Source organism: Acinetobacter sp. YH01005 (genome assembly GCF_013420465.1).
Classification (GTDB): Bacteria; Pseudomonadota; Gammaproteobacteria; order Pseudomonadales; family Moraxellaceae; genus Acinetobacter; species Acinetobacter amyesii.
Genome location: NZ_VOYA01000003.1, coordinates 188585 through 211359, shown reverse-complemented (window position 1 = coordinate 211359; position 22775 = coordinate 188585). Strand labels below are relative to the sequence as shown.

Annotated in this window: 22 protein-coding genes; all 22 read right to left on the bottom strand. The window is 39.3% G+C overall.

All coding sequences use genetic code 11. The annotated features are described in order from the left end of the window. Window positions 1-54 precede the first annotated feature (54 nt). Entirely contained in the window at window positions 55-1464 is a 1410-nt protein-coding gene (der, locus tag FTT72_RS02535) for a ribosome biogenesis GTPase Der (RefSeq protein ID WP_180177808.1), read from the bottom strand. A gap of 174 nt (window positions 1465-1638) precedes the next feature. Beyond that, entirely contained in the window at window positions 1639-2784 is a 1146-nt protein-coding gene (gene bamB, locus FTT72_RS02530) for an outer membrane protein assembly factor BamB (RefSeq protein ID WP_078189607.1), read from the bottom strand. Further along, on the bottom strand, window positions 2781-3479 hold the full coding sequence (locus FTT72_RS02525) for a tetratricopeptide repeat protein (protein ID WP_180177807.1): 699 nt from the start codon (window positions 3477-3479) through the stop codon (window positions 2781-2783). Before FTT72_RS02525 ends, bamB begins: the two co-directional genes overlap by 4 nt. A 30-nt stretch (window positions 3480-3509) precedes the next feature. Then, complete coding sequence (gene hisS, locus FTT72_RS02520; protein ID WP_180177806.1) at window positions 3510-4805, bottom strand: histidine--tRNA ligase; 1296 nt, start codon at window positions 4803-4805, stop codon at window positions 3510-3512. 3 nt (window positions 4806-4808) lie between these two features. Continuing rightward, window positions 4809-5930 (bottom strand): flavodoxin-dependent (E)-4-hydroxy-3-methylbut-2-enyl-diphosphate synthase, encoded by a 1122-nt coding sequence (ispG, locus tag FTT72_RS02515; protein ID WP_180177805.1) that lies wholly within the window; start codon window positions 5928-5930, stop codon window positions 4809-4811. A gap of 23 nt (window positions 5931-5953) precedes the next feature. Beyond that, window positions 5954-6748, bottom strand: coding sequence for a RodZ domain-containing protein (locus FTT72_RS02510; RefSeq protein WP_180025979.1), 795 nt, complete (start codon window positions 6746-6748; stop codon window positions 5954-5956). Next, entirely contained in the window at window positions 6739-7542 is an 804-nt protein-coding gene (gene pilW / locus FTT72_RS02505) for a type IV pilus biogenesis/stability protein PilW (RefSeq protein WP_078189612.1), read from the bottom strand. Before pilW ends, FTT72_RS02510 begins: the two co-directional genes overlap by 10 nt. Window positions 7543-7557: 15 nt before the next feature. Then, window positions 7558-8793: a 23S rRNA (adenine(2503)-C(2))-methyltransferase RlmN gene (rlmN, locus tag FTT72_RS02500; protein WP_180177804.1), complete on the bottom strand. Its 1236-nt coding sequence runs from the start codon at window positions 8791-8793 to the stop codon at window positions 7558-7560. Window positions 8794-8916: 123 nt separating this feature from the next. Continuing rightward, a complete protein-coding gene (ndk, locus tag FTT72_RS02495; protein WP_078189614.1) occupies window positions 8917-9348 on the bottom strand; it encodes a nucleoside-diphosphate kinase in 432 nt (143 codons plus the stop codon). A gap of 109 nt (window positions 9349-9457) precedes the next feature. Continuing rightward, on the bottom strand, window positions 9458-9658 hold the full coding sequence (gene iscX, locus FTT72_RS02490; protein ID WP_078189615.1) for a Fe-S cluster assembly protein IscX: 201 nt from the start codon (window positions 9656-9658) through the stop codon (window positions 9458-9460). Between the two features lie 121 nt (window positions 9659-9779). After that, entirely contained in the window at window positions 9780-10331 is a 552-nt protein-coding gene (locus tag FTT72_RS02485) for a phosphatase PAP2 family protein (RefSeq protein WP_180177803.1), read from the bottom strand. A 192-nt stretch (window positions 10332-10523) separates the two neighbouring features. Further along, the gene (locus FTT72_RS02480; protein ID WP_373686882.1) at window positions 10524-11801 is read right to left on the bottom strand and encodes a glycosyltransferase family 4 protein; all 1278 of its coding nucleotides are present in this window, start codon (window positions 11799-11801) and stop codon (window positions 10524-10526) included. 137 nt (window positions 11802-11938) lie between these two features. After that, window positions 11939-12352, bottom strand: a complete 414-nt coding sequence (locus FTT72_RS02475) for a hypothetical protein (protein WP_180177801.1) — start codon at window positions 12350-12352, stop codon at window positions 11939-11941. Between the two features lie 14 nt (window positions 12353-12366). Further along, window positions 12367-14673 carry a fimbria/pilus outer membrane usher protein gene (locus tag FTT72_RS02470; RefSeq protein ID WP_180177800.1) on the bottom strand — a complete coding sequence of 769 codons (2307 nt, stop codon included), beginning with the start codon at window positions 14671-14673 and terminating at the stop codon, window positions 12367-12369. Window positions 14674-14699: 26 nt separating this feature from the next. Continuing rightward, window positions 14700-15398 (bottom strand): molecular chaperone, encoded by a 699-nt coding sequence (locus FTT72_RS02465; RefSeq protein ID WP_180177799.1) that lies wholly within the window; start codon window positions 15396-15398, stop codon window positions 14700-14702. A 68-nt stretch (window positions 15399-15466) separates the two neighbouring features. After that, window positions 15467-15994, bottom strand: coding sequence for a hypothetical protein (locus tag FTT72_RS02460; RefSeq protein ID WP_180177798.1), 528 nt, complete (start codon window positions 15992-15994; stop codon window positions 15467-15469). Between the two features lie 835 nt (window positions 15995-16829). After that, window positions 16830-17654 carry a hypothetical protein gene (locus FTT72_RS02455; RefSeq protein WP_257233393.1) on the bottom strand — a complete coding sequence of 275 codons (825 nt, stop codon included), beginning with the start codon at window positions 17652-17654 and terminating at the stop codon, window positions 16830-16832. 312 nt (window positions 17655-17966) lie between these two features. Then, complete coding sequence (locus tag FTT72_RS02450) at window positions 17967-18362, bottom strand: DUF2971 domain-containing protein (RefSeq protein WP_180042254.1); 396 nt, start codon at window positions 18360-18362, stop codon at window positions 17967-17969. Between the two features lie 48 nt (window positions 18363-18410). Next, window positions 18411-18599, bottom strand: a complete 189-nt coding sequence (locus FTT72_RS02445) for a hypothetical protein (protein ID WP_257220830.1) — start codon at window positions 18597-18599, stop codon at window positions 18411-18413. 604 nt (window positions 18600-19203) lie between these two features. After that, window positions 19204-20220 (bottom strand): ketol-acid reductoisomerase, encoded by a 1017-nt coding sequence (gene ilvC, locus FTT72_RS02440; RefSeq protein WP_078192867.1) that lies wholly within the window; start codon window positions 20218-20220, stop codon window positions 19204-19206. Between the two features lie 109 nt (window positions 20221-20329). Then, complete coding sequence (gene ilvN, locus FTT72_RS02435; protein ID WP_078189625.1) at window positions 20330-20821, bottom strand: acetolactate synthase small subunit; 492 nt, start codon at window positions 20819-20821, stop codon at window positions 20330-20332. Then, window positions 20818-22545: an acetolactate synthase 3 large subunit gene (locus FTT72_RS02430; RefSeq protein WP_168378448.1), complete on the bottom strand. Its 1728-nt coding sequence runs from the start codon at window positions 22543-22545 to the stop codon at window positions 20818-20820. The genes ilvN and FTT72_RS02430 overlap by 4 nt, the downstream gene beginning before the upstream one ends. Window positions 22546-22775 lie beyond the last annotated feature (230 nt).

Genomic DNA, 22775 nt, shown 5'->3' with positions numbered 1-22775 from the left:
TAAAGTGAAATAAAAAAGCCTGCATATCTGCAGGCTTTTTTTGTTCATCTAAACTTAGCGTTTGAATTTCTTTTCCGCCTTTTTGAACTTCTGAACATAACGACGTTTACGTGCCGCCGTACGCTCATCGATTTGCGACTTACGACCTTCAAATGGGTTATCAGAGGTTTTAAATTCAATTTTGACTGGCGTACCTTCAAGTCTATAAACTTTACGGAACACGTTTTCTAGGTAACGACGATAGTCATTTGGCGTTTTATCGACCTTGTTACCATGAATCACAATCGTCGGTGGATTTTGTCCGCCAATATGCGCATAACGCATTTTGATACGACGACCTTGAACCATTGGTGGTTGGTGCGCATCAGTTGCATCATTCAAGATCTGAGTGATTTTCGCAGGTGATACTTTCAAATGCGAAGAATCATAAGCACGGTGGATCGATGGATAAAGATCACCAACACCTGTACCGTGAAGTGCAGAAATTAAGTGAATTTTTGCCCATGGAATAAAGTCAAAACGACGTTCAACATCTAATTTACACTGTTTACGGTCATAGTCAGACATGTTGTCCCATTTGTTGATGGCAATCACCATCGCACGGCCTGCTTCAAGCGCATAACCAATCAAATGCAAGTCTTGCTCAACGATCCCTTCACGTGCATCGACAACAATAACCACAACATGCGCATCTTTCATCGCTTGTAAAGTTTTCACAATCGAGAATTTCTCGATCATTTCGTCCACTTTACCTTTACGACGTACACCCGCAGTATCGATTAGTGTGTATTTACGGCCATCACGTTCAAATGGGATATAAATCGAGTCACGTGTAGTACCCGGTTGGTCAAATGCAACCACACGGTCTTCACCCAACAAACGGTTCACTAAAGTCGATTTACCTACGTTTGGACGACCAATAATCGCTAAACGTAAGCCTGTGTCTTTATCGTGTTGTTCTTCACTTTCATCTTCAGGTACATCAGCCAACACTTCTTCAAGCATTTGCTGAACACCACGACCATGGCTGGCAGCCACTTGAAGTGGTTCACCCATACCTAATTTGAAGAATTCAACTAAAGCTGCTTCGGCATGAACACCATCAACTTTGTTGGCAACAAGATAAACTTTTTTACCCAGCGTACGTAGGTCACGAGCAATTTGCTCATCAGATGCCAATAAGCCTGCGCGAGCATCAACAACGAAGACAATAATATCTGCTTCATTGATGGCAGTTTTTGACTGTTCTGCCATGTACGAATCGATACCACCTTCAGTTTCGCCAATACCCCCAGTATCAACGACGATAAAGGATTTATTTTGATAAGTCGCGTCACCATATTTACGGTCACGAGTCAGACCGGCAAAGTCAGCAACGAGAGCATCACGGCTCTTGGTTATCTGGTTAAACAACGTTGATTTTCCGACGTTCGGACGACCAATGAGCGCAATTACGGGTTTCATAGATTAACCTTTATTCCAGATCAGCCAGTTTGGTCTGGTCTGAACATCAGAAAGCTTAGGAAGAATGGAAATAGGATAAATGCCTAAAATAAATAAAAACACGGGGCATTGATGGTTCAATCCCCCGCGTTCAAAAATACGGTTTGGCTTATTTTAACATAAGCCGCAGAAAAATTAACGGTTCTGCCAAATGCTTAATGCACCCTTACGTGTCGACACATATAATTGGTTGTCAATCACACGTAGTGAGCGTACTTCACCACTGGTTTTAGAACGACCAACCAATTCGCCTGTCGCTGGGTTGATTAAGTGAAGTACACCATCCAGATCACCAACCACAAGGTCTTGACCTAACATCACTGGGTTACTCAAATTACGATTAAGCAATTGGTCATTTTCCCACAATGTTTGACCAGTGGTAATTTCGTAAGCCACAATTTTACCATCAGTTTGTGTCACAAAGACACCATTGCCTGCAACTTCAGGGCGCTGAATGCTGCTCGCATCATTACTCCAGATCACTTGTTGTGATGCAAGATCAAGTGCAGTCACTTGGCCTTGGTAACTGGTGGTAATTAAAAATTGACCTGCTACAGTCGGTTCACCATCAATATCAATGAGACGTTGTACATCTGAACGACCATCTGACACTGCAACACGACGCTGCATTTTCGGAATGCCACTCAATGCATCAATCACATAAATATAGGCATTTGAAGAAGCGATGAGAACATGACGCGCATCGAGTGATACCGGTGCTGCCATACCACGTAAACTAAACTGCACATTTGGCAAGTTATAGGTCCAAGTTTGTTGACCCGTTGCCACATCGTTTGCGTATACCGTACCATCATTGGTGACTGAAATAACACGACCTGCTTGAATCAACGACGGTGAAAGTAACGCGCCAGTTAATTGTGCAGTCCACTTTTGCTCACCTGTTGCCTGATCTAATGCAAATAATTGACCTTTTGCATTACCGACAACCACGATACCGTCAGCAGCTTCAACACCTGCAGTCAAACCTTGCTTAGAGATTTTCTTCTGCCATAAACGCTCTTTACCTTTGTAGGCTTGAACTTCACCGTTAGGGTTTACGCTAAAAACAACGCCATTATCTGCATCCATACGTAAACGCAGTGGATCCGCTTCCTCAGTTGAAGCCACACTGTTTGAAAATACAGGTGCTAAAGTTTTTGCCTGTTCCAATTTTGGTAAAGGATTTGGTTTTACTTTTTCTACTTTTCCTTTATTTGCACAACCAGCCAAAGCAAGTGTTAAAACTGTCAGCGCACAGGTAATTTTGTATTTTCTATTCATTCAGTTGCTTCCACTTGTGTATCTATAATCGGACGTTCAATTTCAGGATCATCAACTAAAACGCCTACACTTTCGAGTTTAATTTGTAAAATTTGACGTTCTTCTTGTCGCTCAACCAAAGCATCCCATGCACTTTGATAAACTTTCTTTGCATTTTCGATATCATTTTTTGCAACATAGACATCGCCACGGGCTTCATCTGCAGTCGCTTGAAAAGCAGGTTCATTAACTGCTTCTAAGGTTTTTAATGCTTCATCAAATTTCTTTTGTGCCAATTGTGCATACGCCAAACGTAATTTCACCAATTGAACTAAGCCTGCATCGTCAACTTTTGAATTTTCAACTTTTTTCAAAGCTTTCTCAGCATTGGCATAATCCGCTTTATCATACGCCAATTTTGCCATAAGCAACTGAGTTTGGATGGCTTGTGGCGAATCTGGCGCTTCTTTTACAATTTTATCTGCAGTCGCAGAAAGTTGTGTAAAAGCGTCACCCGTCGCCGACTGAGCATCATCCATTAACTGCTGTACTTTGGCTGTTTGCATTTGCGATTCAGCCAAAGTTTTCTTCTGCCAGTATTCCCATCCGAAAAAGGCAATCAACGCAATTAAAATGCCGCTAACAATGGCAGAGCCATATTTTTTAGCAAACGATTTTAAATTATCAAGTTGTTCTTCTTCACTCAATGCGCTCATGAAATTACCTTTTTCCTTATGTTATAGGGATTATTTTGAAGAAATTTTTTCGATAATGAAGGCAACAAAGTCTGCCACATTCACTTCGTGTTGTTCTGCAATCGCTAGCTCTTTCACCAGCACTTGCCCTGCTGCTTGCTCACGTTCACCGTAAATCAAAGCAAATAAAGCGCCCGATTGGTCGGCTTTTTTCATTTGCGATTTCATTGAACCTTGTGAACCAACTTTTAAGCGAATGTTGCTACCCGCTGCTTCAAGTTGATCACGAATTTGTTCAGCAAGTACCAATGCCTTACCTTGAGTTGCAGGATCTGAAACCAAGAATAGCTCACAGTCACGCACTGGGGTATTGTCTTCCACTTGTTCAAGTAGAAGAAGCAAACGCTCCATACCCATTGCAAAACCAACAGCAGGCACAGACTGGTCTGCTTTACCTTTAAGCTGACCGACTAAACCGTCATAACGACCACCAGCACATACCGTTCCTTGAGAACCTAAGTGTGTAGTTGTCCATTCAAAGACCGTTTTATTGTAGTAGTCGAGACCACGAACCAATTTTTGATTGATCACAAAACCAACACCAGCGTCAGTCAAATACTGCTGCAATTGAGCAAAGTGAGCCAACGTTTCTTCACCCATAAAGTCGTGAAGTTTTGGCGCATTTTCCAAAATGCTTTGTGTTTTTGCATCTTTAGAATCCAAAATACGCAGTGGATTCGTGGTTAGACGACGCTGTGAATCTTCATCTAAGTCATTTTTATGTGACTCTAAAAATTCAACCAATGCTGCACGATAAGCTGCACGTTCATCAGACTCACCTAAAGTATTGAGTTCTAATTGAACTTTATCTGCAACGCCCATGCGTTTCCACAAACGTGCAGTCATTAAAATCAATTCTGCATCTTGATCTGGTGTTGCAACACCAAAAGTTTCTACGCCAAATTGATGGAACTGACGGTAGCGACCTTTTTGTGGTTTTTCATAGCGGAACATTGGGCCGACATACCATACACGCGGTGTAGCACCACGAAGTAAGTTATGTTCAAGCATTGCACGCACACACCCTGCTGTTCCTTCAGGACGCAAAGTCAAAGACTCAGGCGGATTACCTTTGTCTAAGAATGTGTACATTTCTTTTTCAACGATATCCGTTGCATCACCAATAGAACGTTTGAACAGATGAGTCTGCTCCACAATCGGCAAGCGAATTTGCTGATAACCATAAGCATCCATCAGGCTAGATAGATGCTGTTCTAGACGTCTCCATGCAGGACTTTGCGTAGGGAGAATGTCATTAAAACCTTTGATTGCGACGATTGAACTCATGATCTACTCAGAAAAACTTGTGCGAATAATCTCTTTAGCTTTAGCGTCTTCAAGATCGCTAACACGTTGACGAACCATCGCTTCGATTTCGTCAACCAACTGATTTGTGTCAATTAAATGGCTCTTTTCGCCATTACGATACACCAGTGAACGCGGACTTGCACCTACTACACCAATATCGGCTTCTTTGGCTTCACCCGGACCATTTACTTTACAACCAATCACCGATACATCCATTGAGGTACGAATATCTTCTAAACGCTCTTCCAATGTTTGCATGACTTTGATGACATTAAATTCTTGGCGCGAACAACTTGGGCATGCAATAAAGTTAATGCCGTTTGAACGTAAGCCCAATGATTTTAAAATATCAAAGCCAATTTTGATTTCTTCTTCAGGCTCTGCGGCCAATGAAATACGCATGGTGTCACCAATGCCTTCCATCAACAAACCGCCTAAAGCGATAGCAGATTTGACTGAACCCGTGCGGTAGACACCTGCTTCAGTCACACCTAAGTGTAATGGGTTATCAATTTGTGCAGAAAGTAATCGGTAAGCATCCATAGTCAGGAATACATTCGATGCTTTGACTGACACTTTAAATTCATGGAAATTTAAACGGTCTAAAATATCAATATGGCGCATTGCAGATTCAAGCAAGGCCTGACCTGTAGGCTCACCATATTTCTTTTGAATATCTTTTTCGAGCGAACCTGCATTGACACCAATACGCATAGAGATGTCATTATGTTGTGCAGCAGCTACCACTTCACGGATTTTGGCTTCAGAACCAATATTACCCGGGTTAATACGCAAACAATCTGCACCAAGGTCTGCAACACGTAAAGCAATTTTATAATCAAAGTGAATATCGGCAACCAGTGGCACTTGCACACGTTTACGAATTTCACCAAAAGCTTCAGCAGCTTCCATACTCGGTACAGAAACACGCATGATGTCCGCACCGACGTCTACACAGCGCTGAATCTGTGCCACGGTCGCTTCGACATCACAGGTTTCAGTATTGGTCATACTTTGGATGCTGATCGGCGCATCACCACCGACATACACCGAACCTACTTTAATTTTACGCGTTGGACGGCGCTTAATTGGATTTTCAATCATTGTTCAGTCTGCTCTGTTGTCCCTTAACGTGATAAACGGAAATCTGCTTTGCCGTTTACGGTATATGGTGACAATGAAATATTTTCATTATTTAAGCTTAATGACACTGCTGTTGCATCATCCAAACGAATTTGGAATGGTGTTTCACCGTTTAAGTTGAGCGTCGATGCTTGACGACCTGTCGCCAACACCTTACCCGTCGAATCAACAATATGTACTGAAGTCGGGCTACTGAAGGTCAATGTCAATTGATCACCGCTGACCGCTGCATTTCCACCATTCATGTCGAGGACTTGAACTTCTGAAGCGACATCACTGGTCACAGCGTCTTCATTATCGCTGCCCGAGGTCATGCCTTGAATCGCTGCCACGATCGCACCAATGACCACCAACACCGCCAATGCAATCAAACCACGTTTGATCCATTTACGATTACGGTCACGGTTAGAACCGGGTAATTTACCCATAATTTTAATCGGTGAATTATTTAACGCGTGATTTGGCAACAATCCCGTATCGTTGGCATAAATATCATCAAAACGTTGAATGATATTGGTTGCATCAACTTTTAAATATTTGGCATAAGTGCGGTAGTAACCTTTAATAAAGGTCGCTTCAGGCAATGACTTATAATCATCTTGCTCAAGTGCAGTCAGTGTTTTTAATGGAATATTGAGTTCTGATGCGACAGCTTCAAGTTCCAGTTTTTGCGTAATACGTACTTGACGTAAATACTCACCTGGGCGTTGTACATTTCCTAATGCATTTGGAGCTACGCTCGAACCATTCGATTGCGGTGAATTAGGATTTACTTCCATACGGCCTCAGTACTGTACTGTAATTGCAAATAGCGTTGGTATTCAGGACTTTCTGGGAACAAAGCACGTAACTGGTTAACCAGTACTTGCATACCCAAATTGTCGCCATTGGCACGCGCTGTTCGAATGCCAATCCAGAGTGCGCGCGCACCCTGATTTTTTTGTCCTACTGCACGTACAAATTGTTCATACATTTGTGTGGCAGCAGGGAACTGCTGATTCAAATAAAAGATTTCAGACAACTCTAACATTGAAACATAGGAATCACGATTAGCCTGCAAAGCTTGTTTGAATGATTTTTCAGCATTCGCCACATCACCCACTTTCAGGTAAATTCGACCTAAATTTTCCAATGCTTTGAAACGTTGATCATAACCTAAAGTTGAACCTGCGATGCTGAACTGTTCAATCGCATCATTATAGCGCTCAACTTGGTATAAATACGTACCGTAGTTGTTACGCGCTTGAGAATTTTTTGAGTCTGCTGAAATTGCACGCTTAAAATAACTATCTGCTTTTTCTAAGTTGGCTGGGCTGCCTTCTCGTTGTAGTAAGACACCCATCATCATATTGGCTTGGGAATCGCGAGAATCCACTTCTAAAGCCTGATCTAATGCGCGTTTAGCAGAGTCCAAATCCCCTGCTTTCAGGTGTTCAACAGCCAATTGCGTTCTGATTTTTACGGCTTTCTCTGGGTCTTTTTTCCCAATCTCAGGCGTTTGACATGCTGTTAATGCCAAAACCGATGCACATAAAGCTGAAACGAAAGTGAACTTATACGTTAACTTTTTCAATTGGCTGCCTCTTTATTATCCTTGTGAGCGCAGTATCTCATTTTGCTGCGCAACTTTCTTTTTCCATTGCTCCGCACGACGAGTACGGTCAGCAACTTGCCCCACGAGTTGTCCACACGCAGCGTCGATATCATCACCACGTGTCTGACGAATCGTACACACAAAACCGGCATCAGACAAAGTTTTTTGGAAAGAAATAATACGGTTACGGCTTGAACGACCGTATGGCGCATGCGGGAACGGGTTAAACGGAATTAAATTAATTTTGCTTGGTAAGTTTTTCAACAGCTTTAACATTTGCTGTGCATGTTCAGGATGGTCATTTACACCATCTAACATCACGTATTCGATGGTCACATGTTTACGTGAACTTTCATTGCCATCTTTGGCGATATAACGCTGACAAGCTGCTATCAACTGTTCCAACGGATACTTTTTATTGATCGGAACAAGTTCGTTACGTAGTTCATCATTTGGCGCATGGAGTGAAATTGCCAAGGCTACATCAATGTCTTGTGCCAATTGGTCAATTTTAGGCACCACACCTGAGGTTGATAAAGTCACACGGCGCTTCGACATGCCATACGCAAAGTCATCCAGCATGATACGCATTGAATTCAATACGGCATCATAGTTCAACAGTGGCTCACCCATACCCATCATCACCACGTTGGTCACTGAACGCTCACGATCAGCAACTGGCACATCTTCCATATAAGAGAAGTTCGCCATCCACAGCTGTCCAATAATTTCAGCTTGGCTCAAGTCACGTTGGAAACCTTGTTTACCAGTTGAACAAAATGAACAGTCCAGAGCACAGCCCACTTGTGACGAAATACACAAGGTCTTACGTGCGCCGGTTTTATCTTCTGCAGGAATGAGCACGGTTTCAACCAATGAACCTGCACCATCACCTACACGGAACACCCATTTACGAGTACCGTCTTTTGAATAATTTTTATGCACCACTTCAGGCGCTTTAATTTCACAAATCTTTTCTAGTTTTTCACGCAATTTGCCAGAAATATTGGTCATTTCAGCAAAATCAGTCACGAAGAACTGATGAATCCATTTCATCACCTGCCCAGCACGGAACTTTTTCTCCCCCATTTCTTCGAAGAATTTTTCCATTTGCGGACGTGACATGCCCAGTAAATTCACTTTCTCCACAGTATTTTGCTGCGTCGGAGCGGATGGAGATTGTTGCTGTGCATCAGAAACAACTGATGTAGCGACTACTTCAGTACTCATGTGTAATTACCTAAACCATGTCTAAAGATCAAAGGAGATGCTCAGTATTTGAGCGAAGAATTATTCAGAGAATAAAAAAACCAGACAAGCAGTATACCACTTATCTGGTTCGAATACTTCGAATTAACGAGTACGTGGAGCGATCTCAGTTTGAGCGAAGAAGTAGTTAACTTCACGATCAGCAGATGCTACAGAGTCAGAACCGTGAGCAGCGTTTTCGTCGATGCTTACAGCGAAGTCTGCACGGATAGTACCAGGAGCAGCTTCTTTAGGGTTAGTTGCGCCAAGGATTTCACGGTGAGCAAGAACTGCATTTTCGCCTTCAAGAACTGAAACTACAACTGGACCAGAAGTCATGAATGCAACTAGGTCACCAAAGAAACCACGTTCTTTGTGCTCAGCGTAGAAGCCTTCAGCTTCAGCTTGAGTCAAGTGTTTCATTTTAGTTGCAACGATTTGAAGACCAGCTTTTTCGAAACGAGCAAAGATGTCGCCGATGTGGTTTTTAGCAACTGCGTCTGGTTTAACGATAGATAAAGTACGTTCAATAGCCATGAGAGGCTCCTTAAGTCAATTTGACGTGAAAAATTTGCCGCATTATACCGAATAATGCGCTATTTTCTGCTTTTGCTATACAAAAAAATTGCTTTTTTCGATGTAGGGATTAACTTGCCTCATCAATCCAGGCCATCTGAATTCCCTCAAGCAGACCTTCAGTCGACTTTTCAGGGTCATCAGTGAAATTTGGCAATGCACATACCCATGCATGTAGGTCAGTAAAGCGAATCCATTGCGGATCAACATCAGGGTGAGCTTCATACAGCTCAATTGCGATATCAATGGTATCTGTCCAGCGTAAACCCATGGGTCTTCCTAACATCGTCTATAGAATGATGGCTTACTTTAACAAATTTCAGCAATTCGACGTGATAAACCCTTTTAATTTTTTTATTACCAGATTTTGCAATTGAGATGTCCACATCAAACTATAAAACCAAACCGAAAAGAGGTGCACAGAGAATAATCGCCGCACCCACTGCAGCACCTATAGCAGCACCGACAGCGACATCACTTGGGTAATGCAAACCTAAGATCATGCGGGATAATGCCACTAATAAGCTAAAGGGCAACATTAAGACCAACAGCATGGGTTGAATATAGCCCAATACTGTTGTCGCCATGACTGCATGTAGAGTATGCCCCGATGGAAAACTAAAATGATCTAGAGGACGTTCACCTAAGCGAATCACTTGATGCACTTGGTACGGTCTTGGGCGCACAGTTTTCTTTTTGAGGAGTTTGTAGACCGAGGTGCCGACGAAACCACCCAGTAATACATAGACGATTTGTACACTGTAAGACATGCCCTGCACGATCCAGACCGTCGCCAACATGACATACCAAAACACACCATCACCAAGTCGACTCACCATTTTAAATATGTCAGCAACAACTTGTTGATGCGAAAAATGATTGAGATAAATACAGCCTTTTAAATCGAGATGCAGCATTCTTGTTTTTGCATTTTTAAAATTCATCGCTAATCTCCTATCTACAGTCAAAGCCTGACTGTGTTGGGGTTGAGCTAGATTTGTGTTGTTATTTTTACAAGTTTAGTTCTGTGTTTAACTTAGCTTAGGTTCTCTTTTTGACAGTGCAATGATGCTTTGATGACAGTTCAATGAATACTGATTATGAGGATGCTCAACTTCTCTATACAACCAATAGCGCTAGCTCCATTGGCTCATCATGGCTTGATCCACCACGCGATATAGCGCTTGCTCAAATTGCTGTACAGGATATTGCCAACCAATTTTAGCTGCGTCGTTTGCCGCCTCGATGCCCATGGTTTTTAATTTAGCGCGTTGCGGTAATTGCTGCATGAGGCGAATAAATTCATCGGTTCGAGATAAATGACATAACCATCCCGTTTGCTGATTTCTCACGTGCAGTTGGGCACATGCAGCATTATATGCAATCACCGGCAATCCGCTGGCCATTGCCTCCAAAACCACATTACCAAAGGTCTCAACCTGACTTGCGAAAACAAAAACATCCGCACTGGCATAGGCTTCCGATAAAGCCTGACCACTTAAACTTCCCATAAAAATAACATCTAGGGATTTTGCCAGTTGCATTAATCGTTCAAGATCTGGGCCATCCCCCACAATGACCAATTTCGTTCGTGCATCCATAGCCAACATCGAACGGTAGGCAGAAATCAAAACATCTACCTCTTTTTCAGGAGATAGCCGACCGACATACAGCATCACGCGGGTATGTTCATCTGCTTGCCACTGTTGTCTCAGATCTGCTCGATAATGTGAGGGAGAAAATCGACTATGGTCCACACCACGCCCCACCACCACCAATGGACAACTAAAACCTAATCGATGCAGGGCATCTGCAGTATCTTGGCTCGGGACACAGGTGAGTTGAGTATTGTTATGAAACCATCGTAAATAATGTTGTACAGGCTTCATTAAAAACGCTAAATCAAAGAATCGACTAAAATCATGAAAGGCCGAATGAAAACCACTGGACACAGGAATCTGTAAAGAACGCGCCAGTTGAAGCATAGCAAATCCCAAAGGCCCTTCAGTGACTATATGCACAATGTCGACTTGGGCTTTTTTTAAAGCTTTACTCAGCTTGATCAATTGCGGCCAGCCAAATTGTAAACCTGAATATCTAGGAATCGACTGCGCTCGAACCAAACACTCTTGATCAGGTTTGAAATCCTGACAACTTTCGGACTGTTCAGGACGTATTAAAAATATTGAGTTGCCTTGTTGCTGCAAGCCCTTACACAGTTGCAATAAAGAATGTGCAACACCATTAATTTCTGGCGCCCACGTATCTGTAACAATGGCAATTTTTAGACCTAGACGGATTAAGGTTGAGACCGTTTGCACATCCATTCGTGATTGCATATGCTTAAATTGGAATTGAAAGCGTGCAGGTTCATCCTGTATACGCCCCAAATTGATAGCCGATTCTGTCATGATCTTACATGCTTCTTATAAATGTATATCCACAATTTAAGCAGCAGTTTTTGCATTTTGATGATTATTTGATGACACAATCGTGAAAAAAGGAGAATTATTCATCTCCTTTTTTACAATGTAAGATTGGATGATTATTTTTAAAAATCGACATTAACATAAATCTTATCCCGATATACTCCTGCTGGAACATTATAGGAAAGTGGGTTATCCATTAAACGCGCAGAAATCGTATATTTTCTATCCTGTCCAGCACGTTGGTTCATGATTGCCCCCCATAGATTATCAGAACCTCCTATGACTTTAAGTTGCGTTCTTAATTGATACGGTCCATTCGAAACAGAACTTAATCCATTACTATTTTTTAAATTTTGACTACGAAATGTGATTGAATAACTCCGATCACAAGATACATGAAATGACGTAGCTGTCTCACTATAAACATAATTGGATAATCGCATTTCTGGTGCAGATAACCCACCAACAGAACAGCCAGCAGCATAAACTGCTGTGCTAGATATTGCAGATAAACAGCATATGAGTAAAAATCTCATAGGAACCTCCCATATTACCTACAAACCAATTCAATAATTGAGGATTCGGCGGTATTAATTTGATTTTGAGTAACACTTAAACTCGCACTGCAAGTTTTTCCTTCTTTAGTTAACACATGAAGATTATAATTTGTTTTTTGCGATAAATAGACATAAAACAATCCATCGCTATCAACGAAATAACCTTCATCATTATTGACATTAACCACTGTTCCCAGAGGGAAATTTTGATTATTTATGTTCTTAAGATGCACAATAAACTTCTTAGTTGGCGCTACATTAAAATCTACAATATAGCCTCGCTTATCTAGAGCATTAATTTTCTTAGTGGTTTGATCAAATGAATAATCCAATGGAAGCTGATCTTGATCAAAAGAAATATCATAATTAATATATGGAATAACATTATGCACAAATGCATAACCATCCTTATTTGTTTTACCCACAACAGATAAAGACTTCATAACATCAACATTTTCCATTCCGCTCAAGCTAACTAATGCAAATGCATTATCAACATATTTTGTAAATGCGGCTTTATTCCCTAGCCAAACTAATGCACCATTGTACTGTGCTTGCACCAATCTAAGATTATCATACTCATCATATGAAGCACTTAAATCACCTACATTGGTTTTATACAAACCAAAGGCATGATAATTCATTTCACCATCTGAACGTCCAACTGCAAGCGAATAATCTAAACCTGTCTGATTAATGCTATTGCGCGTATAACTGAGCAAACTTTCATTTCTATCCGTATCATGCTCTAAATTTACTCTATTTACATTACCCCAACTATAGCTCAACATAATATTAAAGCTATTATCATGTTGTTTAAAATCTTTATAATAATTTACTGTCGTATATAAATTATTGGTTAATCGTTTTTGCACACCCACATTGACAATTTGACTATCTTCTTGTTCAAATCCATCTTTATTATAATTAACATTATCAACATAACTTAAACTTAAACTATCAATAAATTTTAAATTTGAAAAATTCAAATAAGCTAAATTTGAATATTTAGTATTTATAGAATACTCTTCAAAACCTAGCTGCTTAAATTCTTCTGTGTAATAACGACTATTTAAACCAAACGACCAATCCTTAAAACTTCTGCTAACACTACCTGAAACACCATATCCCACTTCACCGTTATAATCACTAACAGCATATTCAGTATCTAAAATAAAATACTTACTAACACCTTGTGTCCACATTAAATTTAAAATTTTAATATCATCTGAATACGTTGCATCAAAACCCATTGTTGTGCTACGACTCAAACCTCGACGATAATACAGTTTAGAAAAAAATTCGCGATAGTCAGTATCATCTTCATCATAGTTATATCTTAATTTCCCCAATGAAATATCATATTCATTCAAGCCAACACTTAGTAGCTTATTACTGATATAAATTGGAAAACTTTGTACCGACCTATTCCCTAACACATCTTCTACAACTATTGTCGCTTCCCCTCCCTGATCAATACTCGCACCTGTTTGTAGAGAGTATTTTCCAGGAGTAATTGCTTGTTTATATAAACTAACACCGTTCAACATCAAATCAACAGTTGAAGGTAATGCCGCACTACCATTTAAAGTTGGCATATTCCAATATACAAAATCTGGACGTTCTGTATAGTTTGTACCAAAACTCAAGCCACCAAATCGAAATGAGTTTGTTAGAGCATTGTAGTTAGTTGTATTATCCCCAGCCCTAAATTTTAAATATTTTTCAGGCATATCCATTTCAAAATAGGAACTTAGGCGTAATACATTTTTTTCACCCTCATCAGGAGAACTTCGATATATGAATGAATTGTCGAGTAGCCAATAATCTTTAAAAAAACCGATTTCAGCAAGAGTGTTAAAATCATCTGAGTAATCATCTTTACTATAAAAAAAGTCATAGTTTATAAAGCCACCAAAATTTGCTTTTTGTGGCTTTGTAACAACATTTCCATAAAATTTTTCAGAAAAATATACCGGTGATAGATTTATCTTTATAGCTTGTAAGCCATCATCTTTTTCAAAACTGATATCAGTGTTTTTCAAAAGACAAAATTCTTCCTTATTATTATATTTAATAAATTTTACTGAACTTACCCCTAACTCATCTAAAGTTCTGCACTCGATGTAATCCCCATTTTCACTAGTAAGTAAGACCGTTTCAACATTGCGATCAACACCATTAAGCCAAACATTCACAATGTTTGACTCTTCATTATTAGATAATATTGCCGGTACAGCATGGACATATGTAGCACCAACAGTACTAAAAAAAAGCAGAACAACTCTAAAATTATTCATAGAATTACCCTCATATATCCCTAAAATCAATATTCCAACAAACTTCCATCTTTATCAGTTTTAATTTTAACTTTCACATTACTTTTATCTTTAATATTTACAGCGCCTAAATCGAAAGAATATTCATGACCAGCAAGCAAATAACTATTGAAACTTTTACTTAATATCTCATTGTCTTTCTTATCAACAAGTGTAATATCTGTAATTTGAACATGTGAGTTTGCTTTGTTTATAACATCAACTTTTGCAATATTATTATCAGTTTTTAACTGAACACCGAGATCTGTTTTATATTGTTTTCCCACGAACAACGGCAATGAAAATTTGAATTGAAAATTGATTGATTCATCGTCTGCAACTGGCGTAACTTCATTAAAAATGACACGCCATGTTTTTTCTTTTTCCAGCTCACTCGGTGCAAATTGTTGTGCAAAACCCACTCGAACAATTTGCTTACTTTCAGGTTTCAACTCAAAAACTTTTGGATTAAACATCAAAGTTTTATCTTCAACTAAGACATCTTCTCCCTTTTCATTTTGCGACCAGTTTAATGCAGAGATTTCAAAGATTTTAGATTTTGTGAATCCTGTACTTTCAACCACGACAGTAGTGCTACGCTGCCTACCTTTATCGCCTAAATATAATTGTATAGGTGTAAATTTAATACCTGCAAAGATAGTACCACTAATACAACTAATGATTATGGCCAAAATTATTTTTTGCATATTTATTCCTTATAATAATAGTATAGTGGTGCATATCTTGAATATACACCACTATTGTTTATTCTTATTTAGAAATCAACTGCTACTTTATATGTGCCTTTGTATGTACCATAGTGGGCCATCTCAGAAACAGCGTTTACTGTTGTAGCTACCACATCAAATGTACGTGCAGTTGAACTATATGGCAAAGTTGCACCAGCATATAGGGTGGTGCCAAGTTTAGTATCTACATTCACACCGATCTTTTGTGTACCATCAATTGCGTTAGTTAATTCTGAAGGTTTAGTAATATTAAGTTTATAAGGTGCGTTTGCACGAACTTCAAATTGAGCAGAACCGCTCCATTTATTTTGTGCACCGGCTGCCATTGTAATTTTTTTATCTTTACCTAGTATATCTAAATCACAATGTTTAGGTACATTCAATTCAATTGGAATTTCACCGTCACATTTTGTTCCACAACCACTATTTCCACTCTGGTGCCCACCACCCGGGTTACCGCCACCATGTCCACCACGATTAGCTTCGGTAGCATATGCTGCTGTACCTAAACCCAAAACCAATGCTGATACAGTTACTTTGATTAATTTATTCATAGCAATTACTCCATTCTCATTTGAGATTTATTAGTATGTGCATCAAAGGATATTTATTAAGAAAAACTAATTAATCTTACTTTCCCTAGGTGCTGATTCATTCTTAATCATGTGGAGAAAAAAAGAACCTAACGTGGAATATTCACACGAATATTCATGTAATATTATTTTTTACGAATATTTAAATTATGTGGCTGTAATATATTAAATATTTTTAATTTTTATATTTTTATTTAATTTTTCTCTTTATCCCAAATTTTGGGGATTTTTTTCATATCCCTATTTTTTGGTATAACATATCTTATTGTTTTTATTAAATTTAGTAACATTAAAAATAATATAGGCTGTTACATATTTCACCAAATATTTGTGAAATAGTTCAAAATAATTTTCAAACAAACCAATACTACGTGAATATTCAACTATATTAATAGTAAAGACCGATTAAATTTAAATTTTAAATAGAATCTCAAATGTATAATCACTACTTTCAGGTATGTCTTTTGAAACGCAATACAAGAATTACGTCACCAAATACTGAGCCTTTGTATTAAATTACAGGTTTTGAAACACGTCTTAGTTTCCAATGTTAAGCTTTTGTAAATCATATTTTCTTTCTTTAAATTTCAGTTTTTTGTTTTTCAAATTTTTAGAATCTCATTTATTACATGAAATATCATGTATGTTAAAATTCAGTCCCTCTCTTTCAACCCTCTTTTTACTTTGATTTTTTATTCAAAATACTGACTACCTCATTTAAAAGTATCTACATTCATCTTTAGAAAATTCTATAAATAAAAAAAGCCCCAAGTTATGGGGCTTTTTAAAATTTAACTTACTCACTGACTGGATAAAGCAATCCTTGATCGACTCGAAAGATTTGACCTGATCCAAAGTCGATCTGCTGCAACTCTCCTTTTAATTTTGGGAAGCCAGCAATTTTTTCCAATTGTGGTGAGCGTTGAAAATTCTTCGTTTTAGGATTGTACATCCAATAAATAAATCGCTTATCTTCTATTTTTCGACCATCAGAGGTATCTGAAAGTACAACATCATAGTATCCATCAAAGTTTACATCTAAGAATCCCATACTATTCCCAAAAGCATTAAAGCCTTGTAATGACTGTAGTACTTTGCCATTTGATTTATTAACCACATCTACGCGTTTTAGAGACTTCCCATAAGGTTGGTCTGCGGATTGCACCCCATAAAACTTAAACAGCAGGATAGGTTTATCTGCAGCTTTAAACGCAGGTTCAAACTGTAGATAACTTGTAGATGGTGGTGCCGTTTGTTCCGTCAGTTCAGCTTTAAAGTAGCCTGTATTTGCATTCAATGTACCTGCCAATCGATAAGCTGCTGCAGCACTTTGTTCCGTCCCAACATTGACTGAATTCAAGTCAATAAAATCTGCTTTTTGAGTCCCTTTAAAGTTAATTTGTTTGGGCTCTTGCAAATCAGTCAAAGTCCCGTGCGGATTCCATATGCCAGCATACAAATCTAAGAAATAACGCCCTTCAGTAGAGCGAAGCATCCGCTGCATGGATATCCGAACATCAGGTAAAGGCTTTAACTCAGACTGTGCTATATCTGAAACTTGTGCAAAACTCACCACAGGTAGACAAAGAGCGAGTAAGAGAGAGAGTTTTGATATTTTCATTGCAATTACACACTCCATGCAGCATGAATAATGCCTACTCTATCACAACCTAAATTCAACTCAGCTGACACAAATATAGGAGTTTTGAAACCACCCATGACTCAAAACCATCAAATTAAATTTGATTCACTTTTAAAGACCATGTTTCCAAATCTAATGAAATGCATTTCAAACTAATATTAGATTCAACACATAGATCTTTCAGCAATTCACACTGATCTCTTATGATCAATTACTGGCTTCACAAGCTCTTGCTTTCTTCTAAGATCAATATATGCATTTTTCCCAACATATACTTCAAAAAAGGCTTCTTCAGGCAATTTTAACGTATAAATTGGACGCGTTTGCAATTGGGACTCTTTGCCAAAGTTGGTCATTGATATATGCATGTGTTTTTGTAGAAAAGTGATACCCGAATTGAGCATCGCTAATATTCTTTACAATACGTACTTCCTCTTCGTATGCCCATTCCTGCATTTTATAAAGCAAACCATGCTTTATTAAAACTTCTTCATTATCCCAATTTAAAATATTTGAATTTCCTACAGACATTAATTTTTCAACACTTGCCACATTGGCCTGCTTCGGCGCTGTTTTTAAATATCTTAACTCCCCTTTTGTTGAAGGAATAATAAATTGATCACCATCTTCAAGGCCTGCTTTGCATGTGTCTATTCCGATCACGACACCTTTTTTAACTATCCCCATAATGTGGCCAGATGAGTAGATTTAAAGCAGTTCTAGTCAAACTTAAAATCACATATTTTCTAGAAAACTGATTTCGGAATGCCCTACTGCTACCGATGTCGGTACATCCAAATCATAAAAACCAAAACCAGTGCATTCAAATGGGTCATTAAAATCTTCTAAATGTGAAAAACCTAGAGATTTTGTTTTCAAAATCGTTAAAGCAGCTTCAAAACTCACATATTTATATAAAATCATTATTCTAACCCACGCTAATATTGGGTTCCTTGTATCATAAAACTCAAAAGATAATTAAATAAATTCTTTTCTTTGCTTACGATTTTGTTCGATTGGATCCAAAGTATGAACGAGTACAAAACATTGTTTTGTACGAAGTACAACGAGGCAGCACACTGTTCTGAGTGACGCGTAAGGAATGAAAGCACTACTTTTCTATTTTTAAGGCACGTAACTTTAAATATTAAAAAACCCACTCAAAATGAGTGGGTCTTCGTATTCAAATCAATTGATTCAAGAAATTAGTTTTTCTCTTTATCAACGATTTTGTTTGCTTGGATCCAAGGCGCGAAAATGATGAAAGTATCGCTTACATCATTTGAGGCTCGTAGCCTTGATGCCGTCTTTTATAAGGGATAAAAAAGCCCCTGTTAAAAACAAGGGCTTTTTGACTTAGATATCAGAACTTCGTTCTTTTCTTTGTCTACGATTTTGTTCGCTAGGATCCAAGGTACGCAAAAATAGAAAAGTATGCTTTTCTATTTTTAAGGCACGTAACTTTAGATATTAAAAAACCCACTCAAAATGAGTGGGTCTTCGTATTCAAATCAATTGATTCAAGAAATTAGTTTTTCTCTTTATCAACGATTTTGTTCGCTTGGATCCAAGGCATCATCGCACGTAACTTGTTACCAGTTACTTCGATACCATGCGCCGCGTTTTGACGACGACGAGCAGTCATAGAAGGATAGTTCAACGCACCTTCTTGGATGAACATCTTCGCGTATTCACCAGATTGAATACGTTTAAGCGCATTACGCATAGCTTCACGAGACTGTTCGTTGATTACTTCAACACCAGTTACGTATTCGCCATATTCAGCATTGTTTGATACTGAGTAGTTCATGTCCGCGATACCGCCTTCGAACATTAAGTCAACGATCAATTTAAGTTCGTGTAGACATTCGAAGTAAGCCATTTCTGGTGCATAACCAGCTTCAACCAAAGTTTCGAAGCCCATTTTAACCAATTCAACAGCACCACCACAAAGAACTGCTTGCTCACCGAAAAGGTCAGTTTCAGTTTCTTCACGGAATGAAGTTTCAATAATACCAGTACGACCACCACCCACACCTGAAGCGTAAGAAAGCGCAACGTTACGTGCATTACCAGAAGCATCTTGGTGAACAGCGATAAGATCAGGTACACCTGAACCACGTTGGAATTCTGAACGTACAGTATGACCAGGCGCTTTTGGAGCAACCATGATTACGTCAAGGTCAGCACGTGGAACAACTTGGTTATAAAGAACAGAGAAACCATGAGCAAATGCTAGCGTTGCACCTTGCTTGATGTTTGGCTCAATTACGTCACGGTAAAGTTGTGATTGGAACTCATCTGGAGTCAAAATCATAACTAAGTCAGCTTGAGCTACAGCAGCAGGAACTTCTGAAACTTTAAGACCAGCATTTTCAGCTTTTTTCCAAGAAGTAGAACCAGCACGTAGACCTACAGTTACGTCAACGCCTGAATCTTTAAGGTTAAGCGCATGAGCATGGCCTTGTGAACCATAACCAATGATTGCTACTTTTTTGCCTTGGATGATAGATAAGTCTGTGTCTTTATCGTAAAAAATTTGCATTGCTGTCTCCGCTAAAATGCTTTTGTTTCCTTTAACTTGATACCGTGATTCTGTTTGATTATTCACGTTTCAAGTACCTCACCCATAGGAGTGAGGTGAATATATAAAATTAGATAGTTAAAACTTTTTCGCCACGTGCGATACCTGAAACACCTGAACGTACAACTTCTAGAATTGTATTTTCAGCTAAGGCATCAATAAAACCATCTATCTTTTCAGTTGTACCTGCGATTTGAATGGTATATGTCGTTGGTGTTACGTCTACGATTTGTCCACGGAAAATATCCGCAGTACGTTTAATTTCTGCGCGCGCTGAACCAAGTGCTTTGACTTTAATTAACATCAATTCACGTTCAATATGAGCACCTTCAGACAAATCAACAACTTTAACAACTTCGACAAGCTTGTTGAGTTGTTTGGTGATTTGTTCAATTTTATGCTCATCGCCATACGTGGTTAAAGTCAAACGCGAAAGCGTCGGATCTTCTGTTGGCGCTACGTTTAATGTCTCAATGTTATAACCACGCTGAGAGAATAAACCTACCAAACGTGAAAGCGCACCTGCTTCGTTTTCTACAAGTACAGAGATAATATGTCTCATTGTGTGCGCTCTCCTTTGCCTAACCACATATCTTTCATTGACTGGCCAGCAACCAACATTGGATATACATGCTCTGAACGGTCAACCATCACGTTAATAAACACGCACTTGTCATTGATCGCCATTGCTTCAGCAAGCTTCGATTCGAGTTCATCTGCATGGTCAATTTGAATACCTACATGACCATACGCCTCCATTAATTTAGGGAAGTCTGGAAGTGACTCAACATACGAGCTTGAGTGACGACCTTCGTAGTTCATGTCTTGCCATTGCTTAACCATACCTAATGCACGGTTATTCAAGCATAGAATTTTTACATTCAAGCCATATTGCTTACATGTAGATAGTTCTTGGATACACATCTGAATCGATGCTTCGCCAGTAATACACACTACTTGTTGATCTGGGAAGGCAAGTTTTGCTGCCATAGCATATGGCAAACCTACACCCATGGTTCCTAGACCACCTGAGTTGATCCATTGACGTGGACGTGTGTATTTGTAGTAAAGCGCACCAAACATTTGGTGTTGACCAACGTCTGAAGTAATGATGGCTTGGCTATTGGTAATTTTATCCAACGCTTCAACAACTTGCTGTGGCTTCATTGAACCATCAGTTGGTTTGTCATAGTTCAAACCATGAACTTGACGCCATTCATTGATTTGTTTCCACCAAGCCGCGATATCTTCTGGATTTGGTTTAGACACATTCAATTGCTTTAATTGAGCCAACATTTCAGTCAATACAGGCTCTACTGCACCCACAATTGGGATGTGCGCCATAATTGTTTTTGAAATCGTTGCTGGGTCTATATCAATATGAATGACTTTCGCATTTGGACAGAATTTCGCTGGATTATTGGTTACACGGTCATCGAAGCGCGCGCCCACACACAGAATCACATCTGCATTGTGCATAGTCATATTGGCTTCGTAAGTACCATGCATACCCAACATACCGATGAATTGTTCATCATTGCCCGGATACGCACCAAGACCCATTAAAGTACTGGTTACTGGATAACCCAATAAATGTGCAAGTTCTGTCAACTGTGCAGAAGCGTTGCCTTGAACCACACCACCGCCTGAATAAATAATTGGGCGTTTAGCATGAATCAATTCATCAATTGCTTTACGAATTTGACCTGAGTGACCACGATGCGGCGGTTGATACGAACGCATTTTCACTTTTTCAGGATATTCGTAAGCAAATTTCTCTGCAGGATTCGTTGCATCTTTTGGAATATCAACGACAACAGGACCCGGACGACCACTTGAAGCGATATAAAATGCCTTCTTAATAATCGAAGGGATTTCGCTTGCATGACGCACTTGGAAGCTGTGTTTTACGATTGGGCGCGAAATACCGACCATATCCGTTTCTTGGAACGCATCCTCACCGATAAGATGGCTTGCAACCTGACCTGACAAAATCACCATTGGGATTGAGTCCATATAGGCAGTTGCAATTGGAGTTACGGTATTTGTTGCACCCGGACCAGATGTCACCAGTACGACACCTGTTTTACCTGTGACACGTGAGTAAGCATCAGCCATATGACCAGCAGCTTGCTCGTGGCGCACTAGGTAATGATTGATTTTTTCTTGTTGAAATAGCGCATCATAAATATGCAGTACTGCGCCGCCTGGGTATCCAAAAACATGTTCAACGCCTTCGTCCGCTAAAGCGCGTACGAGCATTTCACCACCAGATAAAAGTTCCAACGTGATTCACCCTAATCTTTTTTCACGCACAAATGGAGGGCATTTGTCGTGGTTAATTCATTAACTGTGTGCTCTGTTATAGCACACAAATTTCATAGTTTTCATAGCAATAAGAAAAAAATCTGACCTGCTTGCTGTTTGAGCAATATGGGGTCTAAAACATGTTGGGATAAACATATTTTGTTGGCTTTGTTCAACCTCTCGGCTAGAGAAGAAGTCCATTGCTAAAA

Excerpts from the sequence above, each read along its gene's own strand:
- FTT72_RS02485 (WP_180177803.1), bottom strand. The coding sequence starts at position 10,331 with ATGAATTTTAAAAATGCAAAAACAAGAATGCTGCATCTCGATTTAAAA.
- FTT72_RS02470 (WP_180177800.1), bottom strand. The coding sequence starts at position 14,673 with ATGAATAATTTTAGAGTTGTTCTGCTTTTTTTTAGTACTGTTGGTGCT.
- FTT72_RS02475 (WP_180177801.1), bottom strand. The coding sequence starts at position 12,352 with ATGAGATTTTTACTCATATGCTGTTTATCTGCAATATCTAGCACAGCA.
- FTT72_RS02460 (WP_180177798.1), bottom strand. The coding sequence starts at position 15,994 with ATGAATAAATTAATCAAAGTAACTGTATCAGCATTGGTTTTGGGTTTA.
- FTT72_RS02525 (WP_180177807.1), bottom strand. The coding sequence starts at position 3,479 with ATGAGCGCATTGAGTGAAGAAGAACAACTTGATAATTTAAAATCGTTT.
- der (WP_180177808.1), bottom strand. The coding sequence starts at position 1,464 with ATGAAACCCGTAATTGCGCTCATTGGTCGTCCGAACGTCGGAAAATCA.
- FTT72_RS02510 (WP_180025979.1), bottom strand. The coding sequence starts at position 6,748 with ATGGAAGTAAATCCTAATTCACCGCAATCGAATGGTTCGAGCGTAGCT.
- hisS (WP_180177806.1), bottom strand. The coding sequence starts at position 4,805 with ATGAGTTCAATCGTCGCAATCAAAGGTTTTAATGACATTCTCCCTACG.
- ilvC (WP_078192867.1), bottom strand. The coding sequence starts at position 20,220 with ATGCAAATTTTTTACGATAAAGACACAGACTTATCTATCATCCAAGGC.
- ndk (WP_078189614.1), bottom strand. The coding sequence starts at position 9,348 with ATGGCTATTGAACGTACTTTATCTATCGTTAAACCAGACGCAGTTGCT.
- FTT72_RS02445 (WP_257220830.1), bottom strand. The coding sequence starts at position 18,599 with ATGATTTTATATAAATATGTGAGTTTTGAAGCTGCTTTAACGATTTTG.
- FTT72_RS02450 (WP_180042254.1), bottom strand. The coding sequence starts at position 18,362 with ATGGGGATAGTTAAAAAAGGTGTCGTGATCGGAATAGACACATGCAAA.
- ispG (WP_180177805.1), bottom strand. The coding sequence starts at position 5,930 with ATGATTGAAAATCCAATTAAGCGCCGTCCAACGCGTAAAATTAAAGTA.
- iscX (WP_078189615.1), bottom strand. The coding sequence starts at position 9,658 with ATGGGTTTACGCTGGACAGATACCATTGATATCGCAATTGAGCTGTAT.
- FTT72_RS02455 (WP_257233393.1), bottom strand. The coding sequence starts at position 17,654 with ATGAAAATATCAAAACTCTCTCTCTTACTCGCTCTTTGTCTACCTGTG.
- rlmN (WP_180177804.1), bottom strand. The coding sequence starts at position 8,793 with ATGAGTACTGAAGTAGTCGCTACATCAGTTGTTTCTGATGCACAGCAA.
- FTT72_RS02465 (WP_180177799.1), bottom strand. The coding sequence starts at position 15,398 with ATGCAAAAAATAATTTTGGCCATAATCATTAGTTGTATTAGTGGTACT.
- bamB (WP_078189607.1), bottom strand. The coding sequence starts at position 2,784 with ATGAATAGAAAATACAAAATTACCTGTGCGCTGACAGTTTTAACACTT.
- ilvN (WP_078189625.1), bottom strand. The coding sequence starts at position 20,821 with ATGAGACATATTATCTCTGTACTTGTAGAAAACGAAGCAGGTGCGCTT.